This is a genomic window from Micromonospora sp. CNZ303, assembly GCF_004345505.1.
Map to the genome: position 1 here is coordinate 99,648 of NZ_SLVT01000011.1, position 15,019 is coordinate 114,666.

Annotated in this window: 12 protein-coding genes; 8 read left to right on the forward strand and 4 right to left on the reverse strand. The window is 74.2% G+C overall.

What is annotated here, in order from left to right:
* The first annotated feature begins 105 nt into the window (after positions 1-105).
* Positions 106-1,092, forward strand: a complete 987-nt coding sequence (locus EV374_RS18755) for a GlxA family transcriptional regulator (RefSeq protein WP_486485835.1) — start codon at positions 106-108, stop codon at positions 1,090-1,092.
* A gap of 11 nt (positions 1,093-1,103) precedes the next feature.
* Here EV374_RS18755 and EV374_RS18760 read toward each other — a convergent pair whose 3' ends face one another.
* The 3 genes from EV374_RS18760 to EV374_RS18770 are packed head-to-tail and all read right to left on the reverse strand — an operon-like array spanning position 1,104 to position 3,711.
* Positions 1,104-2,042, reverse strand: a complete 939-nt coding sequence (locus tag EV374_RS18760; RefSeq protein ID WP_132237120.1) for a hypothetical protein — start codon at positions 2,040-2,042, stop codon at positions 1,104-1,106.
* Positions 2,039-3,424 carry a hypothetical protein gene (locus EV374_RS18765; protein ID WP_486485836.1) on the reverse strand — a complete coding sequence of 462 codons (1,386 nt, stop codon included), beginning with the start codon at positions 3,422-3,424 and terminating at the stop codon, positions 2,039-2,041. The genes EV374_RS18760 and EV374_RS18765 overlap by 4 nt, the downstream gene beginning before the upstream one ends.
* Positions 3,406-3,711, reverse strand: coding sequence for a DUF6403 family protein (locus EV374_RS18770; protein WP_132237122.1), 306 nt, complete (start codon positions 3,709-3,711; stop codon positions 3,406-3,408). Before EV374_RS18770 ends, EV374_RS18765 begins: the two co-directional genes overlap by 19 nt.
* 164 nt (positions 3,712-3,875) lie before the next feature.
* Here EV374_RS18770 and EV374_RS18775 point away from each other — a divergent pair, with 164 nt between their 5' ends.
* Together EV374_RS18775 and EV374_RS18780 are read left to right on the forward strand one after the other, a co-directional pair.
* On the forward strand, positions 3,876-4,670 hold the full coding sequence (locus tag EV374_RS18775; protein ID WP_132237124.1) for a class I SAM-dependent methyltransferase: 795 nt from the start codon (positions 3,876-3,878) through the stop codon (positions 4,668-4,670).
* Between the two features lie 152 nt (positions 4,671-4,822).
* The gene (locus EV374_RS18780) at positions 4,823-5,623 is read left to right on the forward strand and encodes a hypothetical protein (protein WP_132237126.1); all 801 of its coding nucleotides are present in this window, start codon (positions 4,823-4,825) and stop codon (positions 5,621-5,623) included.
* A gap of 84 nt (positions 5,624-5,707) precedes the next feature.
* On the opposite strand, the gene EV374_RS18785 is transcribed toward EV374_RS18780, so the two are convergent.
* The gene (locus tag EV374_RS18785; RefSeq protein WP_486485837.1) at positions 5,708-7,966 is read right to left on the reverse strand and encodes a DUF4153 domain-containing protein; all 2,259 of its coding nucleotides are present in this window, start codon (positions 7,964-7,966) and stop codon (positions 5,708-5,710) included.
* A 204-nt stretch (positions 7,967-8,170) separates the two neighbouring features.
* On the opposite strand from EV374_RS18785, the gene EV374_RS18790 reads away from it, so the two are divergent.
* The 5 genes from EV374_RS18790 to EV374_RS18810 all read left to right on the forward strand — a co-directional run bounded on the left by EV374_RS18790 (position 8,171) and on the right by EV374_RS18810 (position 14,958).
* Positions 8,171-9,256, forward strand: coding sequence for a DUF559 domain-containing protein (locus EV374_RS18790; RefSeq protein ID WP_132237128.1), 1,086 nt, complete (start codon positions 8,171-8,173; stop codon positions 9,254-9,256).
* A complete protein-coding gene (locus EV374_RS18795) occupies positions 9,253-9,948 on the forward strand; it encodes a hypothetical protein (protein ID WP_132237130.1) in 696 nt (231 codons plus the stop codon). Before EV374_RS18790 ends, EV374_RS18795 begins: the two co-directional genes overlap by 4 nt.
* Positions 9,945-13,199, forward strand: a complete 3,255-nt coding sequence (locus EV374_RS18800; RefSeq protein ID WP_132237132.1) for a helicase HerA domain-containing protein — start codon at positions 9,945-9,947, stop codon at positions 13,197-13,199. The genes EV374_RS18795 and EV374_RS18800 overlap by 4 nt, the downstream gene beginning before the upstream one ends.
* 452 nt (positions 13,200-13,651) lie before the next feature.
* Positions 13,652-13,921: a hypothetical protein gene (locus EV374_RS18805; RefSeq protein WP_132237134.1), complete on the forward strand. Its 270-nt coding sequence runs from the start codon at positions 13,652-13,654 to the stop codon at positions 13,919-13,921.
* A complete protein-coding gene (locus EV374_RS18810; RefSeq protein ID WP_132237136.1) occupies positions 13,921-14,958 on the forward strand; it encodes a hypothetical protein in 1,038 nt (345 codons plus the stop codon). The genes EV374_RS18805 and EV374_RS18810 overlap by 1 nt, the downstream gene beginning before the upstream one ends.
* Positions 14,959-15,019: the final 61 nt, after the last annotated feature.

Here is a 15,019-nt window from a genome sequence, read left to right on the forward strand (position 1 = left end):
GGGACTCCGGTCCGTATCGGCGGGTCCGTCGCCGCATCCCGCTCCGTACGTGCCGAAGGGGCCGCCCACGGGAACCAGCCGGCCGGTACGGCGGACCTACAGTGTGTGACGGCAGAGAACGGGCACGAGATCGTCCTCGCGGTGTGGGACGGCGCGGTCCTGCTGGACGTGGCGGGACCGGTCCAGGTCCTGAACGGCTCCGGCGGCTACCGGACGCGGCTCGCGTCGCCCGACGGGAGACCGGTGCACACCGACGTCGGCGTGCCGTTGGGGGTCGACCTGGCGCTGCCGGAGGTCCGTACCCCCGTCGACACGCTGATGGTCGCGGGCTACGGCCCGGCGGCCGGCCACCGCCCACCCACCACCGTCGTCGAGCAGGTGCGGCGGATCGGCCTGGCGGCCCGGCGGGTCGCCTCGGTCTGCACGGGGGCGCTGGTGCTGGCCGAGGCGGGCCTGCTGGAGGGGCGGCGGGCCACCACCCACTGGGCGGCCTGCGCCGAGCTGGCGGAACGGTTTCCGCGCGTGGCGGTGCAACCCGACGCCATCTGTGTCCGGGACGGCCCGGTCGCCACCTCGGCCGGGGTGACCGCGGGCATCGACCTCGCGCTCGCCCTCGTGGCCGAGGACCTCGGCGTGGCCCGGGCGCGGACCGTCGCAAAGCAGCTGGTCGTGTTCCTCCAGCGGCCCGGTGGCCAGGCGCAGTTCGACGCCCCGGGCGCCGGGCCCGCGCCGCGTGAACCGGTCCTGCGCCGGGTGCTCGACGCGGTCGTGGCGGAACCGTCGGGCGATCACAGCCTCGCGGCGATGGCGGCCCGCGCCGCGGTCAGCGAGCGCCACCTGACCCGGCTGTTCCGTCGCGGCATCGGCACCACTCCGGCCCGGTACGTCGAACGGATGCGGGTGCACGCGGCACGCGCGCTGCTCGAGACGGGAAACGCCGGCGTCGCGTCCATCGCCCGCGCCTGCGGCTTCGGCTCCGCCGAGACGATGCGCCGCGCCTTCCTGCGGGTCGGCGGCGTCACCCCAACCGAGCATCGCCGTCGGTTCCGCAACCAGGAGACACCCGACGCCCTACGGCCGGCACCGCCGTGAACGACGCGGTGTCAGCCGATCCGGCCGCCGGTGAGCGCCGCCGCGCGCCCGCTCAACGCGTCGACGCGTTCGACGAGTCGGCGTACGGCGTCCTCGTCGTCCGTGTCCACGGCCGTCACGTGTTCGAGCAGCGCGGCGTAGTCCGACGTCAGCGCCAGGTACTTCCTGCCGAACGTCTCCTTGGCGCCGTCGACGTAGGCCTGGCGCTGCGCCATGGCGTACCACCGGTCGAGGTCGATGATCTGCTGGGCGAGCACGGCGGCGGCGGCGCCGAGCGCGCTGCGGGCGTCGGCGTTGTCGTCGCGGCGGCGGCGACGGGCGTCCGCGAGCCGGCCCGCGCGGCGGCCACCGACGTAGAGCACCGTCGCCCCGGCGACGACGGCCACGATCGCCGCGGCGGCGAGCAGGAAGCGGGGCAGCGACGGGCTGATCGTCCGCGCGCCGTCGGGAACGGTGCCGGCCTTCACCAGCAGGTCGTAGTTGACGGTGACGACCTTCAGCGCCTCCAGGGGGCGGTCGGCGAAGGTGTCGACGCCCCGGCTGACGGCCATCTCCGCCACGAAGGCCCGGCCGAAGTTCCCGTCGTCGCGCCCGGGCAGCAGCGCGCACCCGTAGGTGTCGTACTCGTCGCCGTCGCGGCTCATCACCAGCACGACGGTCCCGTCGGCGGCGCGCTCGACCTGGCGGCAGCCCTGCCTGAGGTCGGCGCCCGGTGCCAGCATCAGCACGACCAGCCGGCGGTTGCCGATGATCCGTTCGGCCGCCGCGCGGTCCAGCTCGACGCCCGGCGCGACGTACACGGAGGAGGCGCGCACGTGGCGGGCGACCGGGCCGTCCAGCGCCCCGCCGGTCCACAACGCCCAGCCGGCCAGCGCCAGGCAGGCCAGGACGGCGACGCCGAAGGGCGTGCCGAACAGGTCGGCGAGCCGACGTCGTACGGACTGGCTCACGACAACCTGCCCCGGAGGTAGAGGTGCGGGCGGTAGCTGGCGATGCCCAACGTCCGGGCGCCGTCGTCCAGCTCGTCGGCCGCCTCGTCCAGCAACGTCCGCACGTGGCGGTCCGACAGCCCCTCGTCCAGCGCGGCGCGGGCGGCCTGGAGCTTGACGATGCCCCGGGTCAGCGCCGGATCGCTGCGGGCGTCGGTGAGCAGGGACATCTCGACGGCGAGCGAGGTGAGACCGGCCAACCGGGCGGGTGTTCCGCCCCGCCCGGGGTCGCCCCGCCGGACCACCAGGGCGTCCGACCGGCGCAGCGACCGGACCGAGAGGATCAGGAACGTCGCCACGCAGCCCGCGAAGAGCCACGGCAGGGCGGGCAGCGCCACCCGCAGCGGGTCGATCGGCCGGTACGGCAGCGGACGGTCGAACAGCCCCGAGTAGCGCAGGTCGGTGACCCGGTTCAGGTACGCCGTCAGGATGTTGCCCTGGGGGTAGTCGTACCGGCTCAGCCGGCCGCCGAACTGACCGTAGAAACTGGCCCCGGCCAGCTCCGCGAAGTCGTCGGCCGCCGGGCCGTGGTACTCGATCCAGAGGCCGTACATCACGACGATCGGCGTGCCCGGGAACAACTCGGCCAGCGCCGGACCGTACCGGGGCACCGGCTGGCCGAACGGCTGCGCGGGCAGCGCCACGTACCGGGCGCCGTCCGGGAAGGCGTTGCGCGCGGCCTTGTCGGGGACGTCGGTCAGCGTGGCCCCGGCCGCGAGGTGCAGGCCGGTGGCCCGCAGGTCGGCGGCGACGGCGGCCAGCTCCCGGTCGGTCGGGTCACGCCACCGCAGCTCGTCGTGCTCGGGCGGGTCGGGCGCGTCCCGCAGCGCGGCGATCAACGCCACCAGCATGCCTGTCACATCGGCGGTGGCGAACTGGGCGCGCCAGCCGGGCAGGGTGTCGGGTACGGCCTGGTAGATGCTGCCGCTGACCTCGGTGCCGATCACCCGGACGGTTGCGTTCTTCACCTCCCGTACCCGTTTGCGTTCGTCCTCGTCGAGCCCGGGCGGCGCGACCAGGATGCGGACGGGTTCGGCACCGGCGGCCTCGCGGACCCGCTGCTCGTTCCAGCGTGCGGTCGCGCCGGGGAGCCGCACCACGGGTTCGGCGGCCACCAGCGCGGTCATCTCGTCCACCGAGGGCACGCTCGCGTCGCTCAGCTCACCCGCCGAGCCCTCGTCGATCTTCGCCGGGGCGGCCGGCGACCGGCCGTAGCTGACGTCGACGCTCTGCCGCTGGGCGAGCAGGAAGACGACCAGGACGATCACGGCGACGCCGAGCAGCGACCAGCGCAGCAGCTCGTACCGGTAGTGCCTGCGGGGTTTCACTGGTGCGTGCGCCACAGCCGGTCGGCCTCCCTCGCGTGTTGCGCCGCGTCCCGGGCTGCGGACGCCCCGCCGCGCCCGGCGGCGATCGACTCGGCGCGGGCCAGCAACTGCTCGGCCCGCGGCACCCGGCTCGCCGCCGCGTCCCGGCTGACGGCCGCGCTGTCGATGGCCGCGCGGGCGGCGGACCAGGCGGTCCGGCGCTCCCGCCCCCGCGCCCGCCACCGGGGCAGCAGGGTCGTCGCGAAGCCCGCGCCCACGAGCAGGACGCCGCCGACCAACCAGGCGAGGAGGGTGTGGGACATGCGCTCCAACCATCGGGCGAGGGGTACGGGGGTGCGTCGGGAGCCGTCGGGGCAGGCAGGGGTACGACCGAGTCTGGCTCATCGAGGCAAATCGGTGCGAACCAGCCCCACCGGCCCTGGCCTGCGGTCGGTCCGGCATGCCGGGGGCGTCGTATCGTCTCCGCATGGCGCACCCGGTCTGGGCGGACGGCAAGGCATACGAGGCGTACGTGGGCCGGTGGAGCCGGCCCGTCGCGGGGGAGTTCCTGCGTTGGCTGGCCGTGCCACCGGGCCGCCGCTGGCTGGACGTGGGCTGCGGCACGGGGGCGCTCACGTCGACCGTGCTGGCACTGGGAGACCCGGCGTACGTCTCGGGCGTCGACAGCTCGCCGGGCTTCGTCGCGTACGCCCGCGCGGCCGTCCGCGACGAACGGGCGGCCTTCCAGGTCGGCGATGCCCGGGCGCTGCCCCTGCCGGACCGCTGCGTCGACGTCGTCGTCAGCGGCCTCGCGGTCAACTTCGTGCCCGAGCCGGCGCGCGCCGTCGCCGAGTTCGCCCGGGTCGTCCGCCCCGGCGGGGTGGCCGCCGCCTACGTCTGGGACTACGCCGGCGGCATGGCGCTGCTGCGGCACTTCTGGGACGCCGCCGCCCTGCTCGACCCGGCCGTGGCCGAACGGGACGAGGGCCGCCGGTTCGCGGGGTGCGACCCGGAGTCCCTGCGCGGGATGTGGACCGACGCGGGCCTGACGGCGGTGGCGCTCCGGCCCGTCGACGTGCCCACGGTGTTCGCGGACGTCGACGACTACTGGACGCCGTTCCTGGGCGGGCAGGGCCCCGCCCCCTCGTACGTCGCCTCCCTGACGGCGCCGCAACGCGCCCGCCTGCGCGACCTGATCGCGGCCCGCCTGCCCGTGGCGCCGGACGGCTCGATCCGGCTCACCGCCCGGGCCTGGGCCGTCCGGGGCGCGGCGCCGGCCTGACCGCCCGCCGGGCCTGCGCGGTCGGCGGCGCGCAGCCGGGTGAGGCCGTCCGGCTGTCCGCTTCGAGACCCAGCGGTACCCGCCGCCGACGTCCTCGGTCAACCTGATCCGTGACGCCGGGTGTCCCGCCCGTCGTGGAGATCGGAGGACCGATGAAGGCCCGTTTCCGATGGCGGTCGACGCTGTTCGCGGCCCTGGCCGCCGCGCTGGTCGCCGCACTGCTGCCCGCCTCGCCGGCGCTCGCGCTGCCCTCCGGCAGCGGCTGGTCGGCCTCGTGGAGCTACTACCATCCCACCGCCTACCAGTACGCCGGCACGCTGCCCGGCGTCCGGCTGACCGGCTACGCCACCGACAACTCAGGCACCAGCACCACGGTCGGCACGATCGAGGACACCGCCGACGACGGCCGCTGCGCCAGGGTGATGCTCTACGCCAACGGCGTCGGCTACATCGCCGACCGGACCACCTGCGGCAGCGGCAGCTACCTGACCTACTCCACCGGCAGCTACAGCCAGGGGCTGCTGGTGATCGTCTACCGGATGGTCGCGGGCACGAGCACCCACGACAAGGGCTTCGCCATGTTCGTTCCCGGTTCGTCCGCCGATCCGGAGCTGCGCACCGTGGGCACCGGCGCCAGCTGGTCGTACTACACGTCGACGGCGTTCCAGTACACGGTCACCCGTCCCGGCGTGCGGCTGACGGGCTACGGCGCCCACCAGTACGCGGACCAGCGTTCCTCGCTGAACACGGTGGAGAAGACCGCCGCCACGGTCGGCTGCGCCACGGCCAAGGTCACCGGCGGTGTGTCGACCAGCGGCGGCACCTGCGTCAACGGCGGCAGCACGTCCTTCTCCCGCTCCGACCTGACCAACAACCTGGAGGCGTCCGCCTGCTACCAGCCGGTCCCCGGCACCCAGCGCTGCCTCGCGGTGGGCATCCCCGAGCCCTGGTGACCCGACCGGCACCCGGCGGACGCACCCGGCCCACCGACCCGGCGGTCCCGCCGTCCCCGGACCGACCCGGGGACGGCGGGTCCGTCAGCGGCGGCGCTTCGGCAGGTCGAACTGGTCGGCGGCCCGGCAGTCGCGTGGACCGCCGACCGCGCCCGGCCCGGCCCGGTCGAGCGCCGCGCGCGCCCGGATCCGGCCCAGGTTCCAGGCGTGCCAGGGGTCCGACTCGTCGAGGTCCTTGGCGACCCAGCTCAGCGTGCAGCGGCGCACCGGATCGGGCAGGCCCGCCAGGGCCGGCGTCGCGTCGGCCGAGAGCGCCCGCAGGTACCAGGCGTCGATCTTCCCCGTCTGCTCGTACCGGGCGATGTTGCGGCGGGCGGCGTAGTCCTCCGGGTTGAGCACGGCCAGGCCCAGCAGCATCACCACGGCGAGCGCCACCGTCGTGCCGGGGATCCAGGCGCCGCGCCAGCGGAGCCCGGCCACCAGGATCATCAGGAACACGGTGCCGAGCAGCAGCTCGAACGCCATCACGAAGAGCCGCTCGCCGGTGAAGCTGTACGCCTTCTGGTACGTGTACATGCGGGACAGCGCCGACCCCACGATGACGAAGCTGAGCACGCTGAGCAGGCCCAGCAGGACCCGCAGCAGGTGGCGCTCGACGGCCCGGTCCCGTCGCGCCCAGCGGGCCACCCCGCCGAGCACGGCCAGCGTCAGCATGGTGACGACGACGAGCTGCCAGAACCCGCTGCGCGCGTACTCGGCGTAGCTGAGGCCGGCGGTGCGCAGCACGTGTCGCTGCCCACCGAACAAAACGGTGAACTGCACCGCCACGAAGCCGCCGAAGAGCAGCGTCAGGGCGCTGATGACCGGCGCCCACTCCACGAGGCCGAAGCGGCGCGTGCCGGGCCGGTCCACCGTCGACAGGTCGGGCGGCGCGGCCAGCGTGTAGACGGCGGCGACGGCGCAGAGCGCGCCCACGGCGGCGAGGAGGATCCAGCGGAACGCCGCGCCGCCGTTGACCTCGGGAATCAGCCCGCCGAGCATCACGGAGAAGGCGCCGTCGGCCGAGGACAGGAGCGCGCCGAAGACGATCAGAACGGCCACGGTGGCCGCGGCCGACCCGACGACCCGACGGGCCAGGTGGGGGTTCGCCGGGGCGTGCAGGTGCCCACGTACCCACGGCTGCCCCCGGAACGCCGCGAACGGCGCCGCCACCAGGCTGAACAGGATCGAGCGGATGAGTCGGCCGCCCACGATCGCGAGGGCCGCGCAGGCGAGCGCGCCGAGCACGCAGAACGTCACCAGCCACCAGGCGTTGCGGAAGGCCAGGACCGACAGCAGCGTCAGGGACGCCGTCGCCCAGCCGGCACGGATCAGCCGGTCGGCGCGCGGCAGCTCCGCGCCCGTCCGCCGGACCGCGAGGACCACCGCGACGGTCAGGGCGAGCCAGCCGAGGAACCAGCCGATGCCGGTGCGGGTGAGCGGTACGAAGAACGCCAGGCCCAGCGCTCCGGCGAGGACCGCGAGTGGTACGGCCCGGTCCTGGGCGGGCGCGGGCCCCGGCCAGCGTGTGTCGAGGAACGACGGCGGGCGCGGGACCGGCTGGTAGCCGCGGTACGGCGCCGGCGCGCCGGCCGGCACCCCGATCCGGTACGGCGCCGGCAGCGGCGCGGCGGCGGGCTGCTGGAGGGTGGTCCCCGGCGGGCGCGTAGCGGATGCGCCGGTGCCCGCCGCAGTGGCGGCCGGTGCTCCAGCGGTGGCCGCCGCCGTGACGGCCGGTGCTCCTACGGGGGCCGGCGTGGCAGTCGCGGGCGTCGCGGTGTCGGGAGTCGCCTCGCTGGTAGGGCCGTTCGTGGTGGGCGCAGCGGGGGCGGGGGTGGTCGGTGCGGCGTCGGTGCCCTCCGGCGGCGGGCTGACGGCGTCAGGTGGCGGCGCGGCAGTCGGTGCCGCGGCGTCCGCCGCCGCCATCCTGACGGTCTGCGTCGGGATGTTTCTCGCCGGCTCGACGACGACCGTCGGGATGCTCGTGGCGGTCGCCTCGGCCGGTCCGGCGGCGGGGACGGCCGGTGCCGGGGCCGGCGGGTCGGAGGCGACCGAAGCCGCCGTGGGGGCGGCCGGCACCAGCGGGATGAACACCGCGTAGCCGCGCGTACCGGGCGGGATGCTGACGGGGATCGCCCAGGCAGGGGCGCCCTCCGCCCCGGGCCACACCATCGGCGGTGGCGCGCCCTCGGTGGACGGCATGACGAGCAGGTAGGGCGTCGCGCTCCCGGGATCGTCACCGTCGGTGCTCCCGGGCGCCTCGCCGGAACCCGGGGGGCCCGGCACCGGTGGTGGCTGGGTCACGGAACCCCTCCTCGTTAGAACGGTCGGCACACTGTACGGCCGACTCCGCGCCCGCCGCCGCCCCCGACACGGCCAGAGCGGCTCTCCATCGGGGTGGGACCACCGCCGCAGCCGGTTGGCCGTACCCGGCCACAGCGGTGCAGGCGTGGGCAAGCGGATCGGGCGGGCGGCACGCCCGATCGATCCTCGGTAACGTGCTCGGCCGTGGCCAGTGGCGTACCTCCCGGCGCCTGGTGGGCGGCCCTTCCTCTGCGGCAGGTCAGCCACCTGCCCCGCATCGACGCCGAGTTGCTCCACGTGGGACTCGATCCGGCACCGGCCGCCGCTCCGGTCGTCGTCCGGTACCACGTACCAGCCCGCCGGGGCTTCGCCGACCTGCTCGCCGCCATCCTCGACGAGTTGGACCGGGCAGCGCTCACGCTGTTCCCCCGCTGGTTGCCCGGTGCCGAACAGCTCGACGGTTCCGGCACGCTGGGCGCCGCTGCGGTGCGGTCCCTCGCCTTGCGGGCCGCCGCACGCTCCGAGCACTTCGGCCCGTTCCTGGCCGACCTCGCCGAGCGCGCGCTGCGCGGGAATCATCGGCAGCGCCGGCCACGCTTCCCGGCAGAGGTACGGGCTGCCGGCCTGGCCCGGGTCATGGCCTCCGCGTACGACCGTGAGGGATGCGTCCTGCTGGTCGGCCTGACCGACGAGCTGACCACGGAGACCGAACGCGCGTTGGTCGCCGCCGCCGAATGGCTGGTGCGGCACGGCCGCCTGACCGTCTGGCTGGCCGGGCGAGAGTTGCGGACGGTCGACCGGATCCGGTCGGTTCAGGTGTCGCTGCCGTCGAGCCTGACCGAGTTGACGGTCCAGGCGGGTCGGGTTTCCGACACCGTCCGCGAGCCTCCGCCGGCACTGACGTTTCCGCCGCTGTCCGGGGTGCCGCGCGGCGACAGCGCCGCCGAGCAGGCACTGGAGCTGGCGCTGACGCCGCACGAGTGGGCCCGGGGGAGGCGCTGGAACCACACGTACGACTGGCACCTGCTCGGCGAGACCTACCGCCTGGACCTCTTCTGGCCGGCCGAGGGACTTGCGGTCGAGGTGGACGGCCCGGAACATCGGGGACGAATCAGATTCGCCAATGACCGGCGGCGTGACGTGCGGCTGCAACTCCTCGGGCTGGACGTGCTCCGGTTCACCAACGAGCAGGTGCTGTCCGACGTCCAGGCCGTGGTCGGCATGATCCGGCAACTGCTGACCCGTCGTCGCCTGACCGGCACGCACCCCCACGATGAAGAGGCACCATGACGAGCACGGCGGACCTTCCCCACCTGACGCCCAACCAGATCAACGCGCTTGTGGTGCTCATGGTCGAGGCTCGCGAACTGACCAACAACGAGCTGAAGGAGTTGGCCGGGTTCAGTCTCACCGGCGCCGACAACGCCAAACTCGTCAAGCTCGGCCTGGTCGAGACCGACCGGTCCCACCGGCCCTTCTCGCACGAGCTGACCGACGAGGGGTGGCGGGTGATGCGGCAGCTGCACGCCGGTGGCCTGCCCGCACGCAGTGGTTCAGCCACCCGTTCACTTTTCACCCTGCTGGCCAACCTGCACCGCTCGCTGAGCCGGTTGGGGCTCAGCCACGCCGACTTCTTCACGCAGCCGCCGGCCACCTCAGGCCCGGCGGCCGGTCTGACGCCTCCTGGCGCCGCGCCGGCGCCGGCCGCCACCGAGCCGGACGCTGTGGAGGCCCTGATCCGCGCCGCCTACCACGAGCTGGCCCGGGAGCCGGGAGCCTGGGTGGGGCTCGCCGACCTGCGCGAGCGCCTCGGCAGGCAGGACCGCGCGACCGTCGACGCGACGTTGCGCGCGATGGTCCACCGGGACGGCGTCCGGATCATCCCGGTCGCCAACACCAAGTCGTTGACCGCGCGGGACCGGGCGGCTGCCGTGCGCATCGGGGACGAGGAGAACCACACCCTGGCGATCGGCTCGGCATGATCCCGGAGGACGTACGGGCCGCGCTCGAGGCGGTCAGCCTCAATCCGGCGGTCACCCCCGACGACGTGTGGCGGCCCAGCCCGCACGACGTGCCGGAGCTGCACGAGAAGGTGGTTGCGGAGATCCTGCGCGGCGTCGGCAAAGCCCGCACCGACGACACCACCGTTCCCCTCGGGGTCGCCATGCAGGGGCGGGCCGGCGCCGGCAAGACCCACCTGCTCGGGGCGGTGCGGGACCGGATCCAGCGCGAGGGCGGCTACTTCTTCCTGGTCGACATGGTCAGCGGGAAGACGTTCTGGGAGAGCGTTGCGCTGGCTCTGGTCGAAGGCATGGGCCGGGACGCGATCGGCTGGGGCACCCAGCTGCGCACGTTCCTGCGGAGGCTCACCGCCCAGCTCGGCATCCCGGCGGAAGTACGCGACGCGGTCGCCGGCACGAAGCCGGTCACCCGGGAGCACCTGGACACCTTCGTGCGGGCCCTGCGGACGCGCCATCGCGAGATCGGCCGGGACTGCCAGGACACCGCGCGGGCACTCGTCCTGCACGGCGCGCTGGACTTCGAGGCACAGGATGTCGGCTACGCCCATCTGATCTCCGAGCCGGGTGACCCGGTCGGCCGTGCGGCGTGGGGGCTGACCCCGGCGATCCGTACCCCGCAGCAGATCGTCCAGGACGTCTCCCGGCTGATGGCGTTGACGCTCGATCCCACCGTGCTAGCCGTCGACCAGCTCGACACGCTCTTCGCCCAGACCAGCACGGCCATGTTCGACCAGTACGCCGGGCTGGAGGACGCCCAGGCGAAATTCATCGGGCCCATCGCCGACGGTCTGCTGAAGCTGCGTGACGTCACCCGTCGGACGCTGATCGTGGTGTCGTGCCTGCCGGACACCTGGGAGCTCCTGATCAGGAGCGCACCCACCCCGGTCGGCGACCGGTTCCGGCAGGCGACCCTCCCCGACCGGATTCCCACCCCCGAGATCGGTCGGGCCATCGTCGCGAAGCGGTTCACCGCAGCCTTCGCCGGGCCGCGTTTCGCACCGCCGTATCCGACCTGGCCGATCAGCCCCCAGGCGTTCGTCGACGCCCCGGCGTTGACGCCCCGGGCGCTGCTGCGCCGGGTGGATCGGCACGTCGCCTGGTGCCGGGATCTGGGCGAGGTGACCGAGCTCGACCGTCTCATCGAGGCCGGCGACCACGTCGTCGGCGGGTCCGAGCCGCCGGACGGGAGCGCCGCCATCGGCCCGAAGTCACGCCGCGACACGGACACCGGTGCCGCCACACGCCTGCGGCAGCTCGACGCCCGCTTCGCCGATCTGGTGGCGGGGGCGGACGTGGCGGCCGCGCTCGATCCGCGCACCGAGGACGAACACATGCCGGCGCTCCTCGCCGCCGGTCTGGCGGCCTGGATCGCCGAGCAGTCCCCGACCGGCGCCAGCTACAGGCACGACCCTCTGCCGGGCCGCAAACCGGCGCTGCACGGGCGGCTCATCGAGGTGCTGGACGAGGCCACCGAGAACGAGGCGCACTGGTGCTTCCGCGGGATCTCCCATCCGAACGCGATCGCGGCGACCGCCAGGGTGAAGGCGGCCTGCACCATGGCGGGCCTCGACCGTGCGCTGCCGCAGCGGCGGCTGGTGCTGCTGCGCAACGGCCCGTGGCCGACCGGGAAGCGTACGGCCGAGGTATTGGCGGCCTTCGACGCGGCCGGCGGCGTCCGCTGCGGCGTCCCGGAGGCGGACCTGCGGGTGTTCGCCGCACTTCGTGAGCTGAGCGGCGAACCGGCCTCCGTTCTTCAGGAGTGGCTGGTCGCGCGCCGACCGGCCGGCTCCACGCAGCTGTTCGCCACGATCCTCGGCGACTCCGCCGGGGCGGCCCGTGCGGAGGCCGGGCCGGTCGCCCGGTCGGAGGGGCCGACTGCGGAGGTGGGCGGCGAGGACGACGCGCGGGCCGACGGCGGGAGGATCACCGCCGACGGAACCTCGATCCCGTTGGGGCGGACCACCGACGGGGCGCGGCCGTTCGCGGTGGACCTGGAGTCGCTACGCCGTCACACGGTGATCTTCGCCGGCTCCGGCTCCGGTAAGACCGTGCTGATCCGGCGACTGGTCGAGGAGTGCGCGCGGGAGGGCGTCTCCGCGATCGTGCTCGACCCCAACAACGACCTCGCCCGCCTGGGCGATCCCTGGCCGCAACCGCCCGCCGGTTGGGGTCCCGGCGACGCCGAGCGGGCACGCGACCACCTCGACCACACCGAGGTGGTGGTCTGGACGCCCCGGGTCAACGCCGGTCGACCGCTGAGCTTCCAGCCGTTGCCGGACTTCGCCCCCGTCCGCGACTCGCCGGACGAGTTCGACCAGGCGATCCGTTCGGCGGTGGAGGCACTCGCCCCGCGTGCCGGGGTGGACCGGCCGACGAAGGTGGCCCAGCAGGGCAAGGCCGTACTGACCGAAGCCCTCCAGGCGTACGCGAGGAGCGGAATGGTGGGCCTGCCCGGCTTCACCGAGTTCCTCGCCGAACTGCCCGACGGGGTGAGCCGGTTGAGCCGGGCGGACAAGCTGGCCCAGGACCTGGCCGAGACCCTGAAGGCCGCCATGGTCACCGATCCGCTGTTCGGGGGCACCGGCGCCCCGGCCGATCCTGGCCTGCTGCTCACCCCCTCGCCGGGCCGTCGCGCACGCATTTCGGTGATCAGCTTTGTCGGGCTCACGTCGGACCAGGAACGGCAGGGCTTCGTCAACCAGCTCCAGATGGCCCTGTTCGCCTGGATCAAGCGGCACCCGGCGGGCGAGCGGCCGCTGGGCGGGCTCTTCGTGATGGACGAGGCACAGACCCTCGCCCCGTCGACCGGGCAGACGGCCTGCACGGCCAGCTCGATCGCCCTCGCCTCCCAGGCCCGCAAGTACGGGCTCGGGTTGGTCTTCGCCACCCAGGCGCCGAAAGGGCTGCACAACCAGATCGCCGGCAACGCCACCACGCAGTTCTTCGGGCTGCTCAACGCTCCCGCGCAGATCGACGCGGCCCGTCAGTTGGCGGAGGCCAAGGGCGGGCGGCTGCCCGACATCGGCCTCATGCAGAGCGGCCAGTTCTACGTGGCCGGGGAGGGCCTCGCGTTCGTCAAGGTGGACACGCCGATGTGCCTGTCCCACCACCCGAAGGCGCCGCTCAGCCCGGAGCAGGTCGTCGCCAGGGCAGCTCCGGCACAATTCCGGCCGGAGCGCAGTCACCTGCCGGACGCGCCGGCCGTCCGATAACGGACAGGACGCCGAACGCCTTCGCGACGCACTGTTGTAGCAGGTCAGAGGCGTGCGGATGGCGGGCCACAACCCATTCCTAGGGCCCGGCGGGGACAGCACCGTCCCCGCCGACACCGCCGTCACCGAGCCCGACCCCGCGACGGCCCCGGCCTAGCGCAGCGCCGGCCGCCCACGCACCGCGAGGTCGCACTCCGGCAGTCACCGTCCCGGGCGCCCGGGCGGAAGCCGCCTCACCGCCACCGACACCGACGTCCCCATCCCGGCAGCCACCGGAGCCGCGCGGCAACCCCGAGACGAGCGCGGTCGGCGAGCCGTACCCACGACCCGTCCCGGGCCCACGCCGTCGCGTGTCCGGCGACCCGGTCGTCGCCCGACCCATCCTCACCAACCGGAACCGACCGTGGTCACGCGCCGGTCGGTCCGGTCACCGAGCACGAGAGGAGCCGGCAATGGCCGCTCCCACCGCCACCGCCTCCCTGAACGCCTCCACCTACTCACCCGGCGACCAGATGATCCTGACGGTCACCTACGGCGACGCCGACACCAAGCCGGTGACCGTGACGATCGTGGTGACCGACGCGCAGGGCAACAGCAGCGCGCCGGTCAAGGTCACCGCCGTCATCGACCCGCTCACCCTCACCGTCACCGACGACTCCGGCCGCGCCTGGACCAGGGCGTCGGACAACGGGTCCGTCGCCGTCTACCGGGCGGTGGCGTGATGCCCCGGGTCACCGTCACGGTGCGTGACAACGGCGGGCGTACCGCCACCGCGACCGCCGACTACACGATCGCGCCGCCGGTGCTGGGCGGCTACTACCTCTCCGGCGGCGCCGACCCGAAGGCCGACATGGCGGGCGGCAACTTCCGCTCGCTGACCCAGTACCGCAGCTTCGCCGACGGTTACACCTTCCCCGGCTACCAGCGGCCGTGGCTGATCACGCTCGGCAGGGCAGGGGTGCAGATGAACATGGTGCTGGAGCTGAAGCACTACGGCGCGCCCGACGCCGGGCCGCAGACCTTCACCGTGGACGGCGTGACCTACACCGTCCCGGCGCCCGCGATGACCATCCAGCAGCGTCCGGGCACGACCTGGCCCCGGGCGTACGGCTACAGCCAGGTCCTGGCCGGGCACTGCGACGGGCTCTTCGCCCGCGCCCTGTCCCAGTACCGGACCCTGGGCTTCGGGGTGAACATCCAGCTTGCCTCCGAGCTGGACACCGACCACGAGTTCGGCACCACCGAGTCCGGCGTCACCTACCCGTGGGCGCAGTCGGACGCCCGCGCGGTGCAGGCGATGACGTACATCGTGAACTGGTTCAAGGCCCGCCGACTGCCCGCCGGCACGACGTTCTCGGTCGGGGTGGGCGGCTTCGACCGGGCCTGCTTCCAGCGCACCCACCCGGAGGCGCTGATGGCCAGGCTCGACTTCCTCCAGTGGAACGCCTACGCCACCAGCCCCACCCACACGGCGCTGGCCCGGTTCCGCCGGGCGAAGGACTGGGCGGTGGCCGACCTCGGCCCGGTCGCCCTCTCCCGCCCGGTGATCATCGCCGAGTGGGGCGTACGGGTGGCGGAGGTGCCGGACCAGGCGGGCTGGATCGCCACCGTCCCGGCCGCCATCGCCCAGCTCAACGCCGAGCGGGGACCCCGGATCGTGCGGACCAACTACTTCAACTCGGGCTGGGGCACCCTGTCGCCGAAGTCGACGGGCCTGGCCGCGCTGAAGGCGGCGTACGCCACCCGGCCGTACGTCTGAGCGGCCGGCCGGAGGTCCGCCAGGAGCCCGGGGAACCCGGCGGCGGAAGGATAGACGTCGA

Coding starts and splice junctions, on each gene's coding strand:
- EV374_RS18770 (WP_132237122.1), bottom strand. CDS start 3,711: ATGTCCCACACCCTCCTCGCCTGGTTGGTCGGCGGCGTCCTGCTCGTG.
- EV374_RS18775 (WP_132237124.1), top strand. CDS start 3,876: ATGGCGCACCCGGTCTGGGCGGACGGCAAGGCATACGAGGCGTACGTG.
- EV374_RS18780 (WP_132237126.1), top strand. CDS start 4,823: ATGAAGGCCCGTTTCCGATGGCGGTCGACGCTGTTCGCGGCCCTGGCC.
- EV374_RS18795 (WP_132237130.1), top strand. CDS start 9,253: ATGACGAGCACGGCGGACCTTCCCCACCTGACGCCCAACCAGATCAAC.
- EV374_RS18800 (WP_132237132.1), top strand. CDS start 9,945: ATGATCCCGGAGGACGTACGGGCCGCGCTCGAGGCGGTCAGCCTCAAT.
- EV374_RS18805 (WP_132237134.1), top strand. CDS start 13,652: ATGGCCGCTCCCACCGCCACCGCCTCCCTGAACGCCTCCACCTACTCA.
- EV374_RS18810 (WP_132237136.1), top strand. CDS start 13,921: ATGCCCCGGGTCACCGTCACGGTGCGTGACAACGGCGGGCGTACCGCC.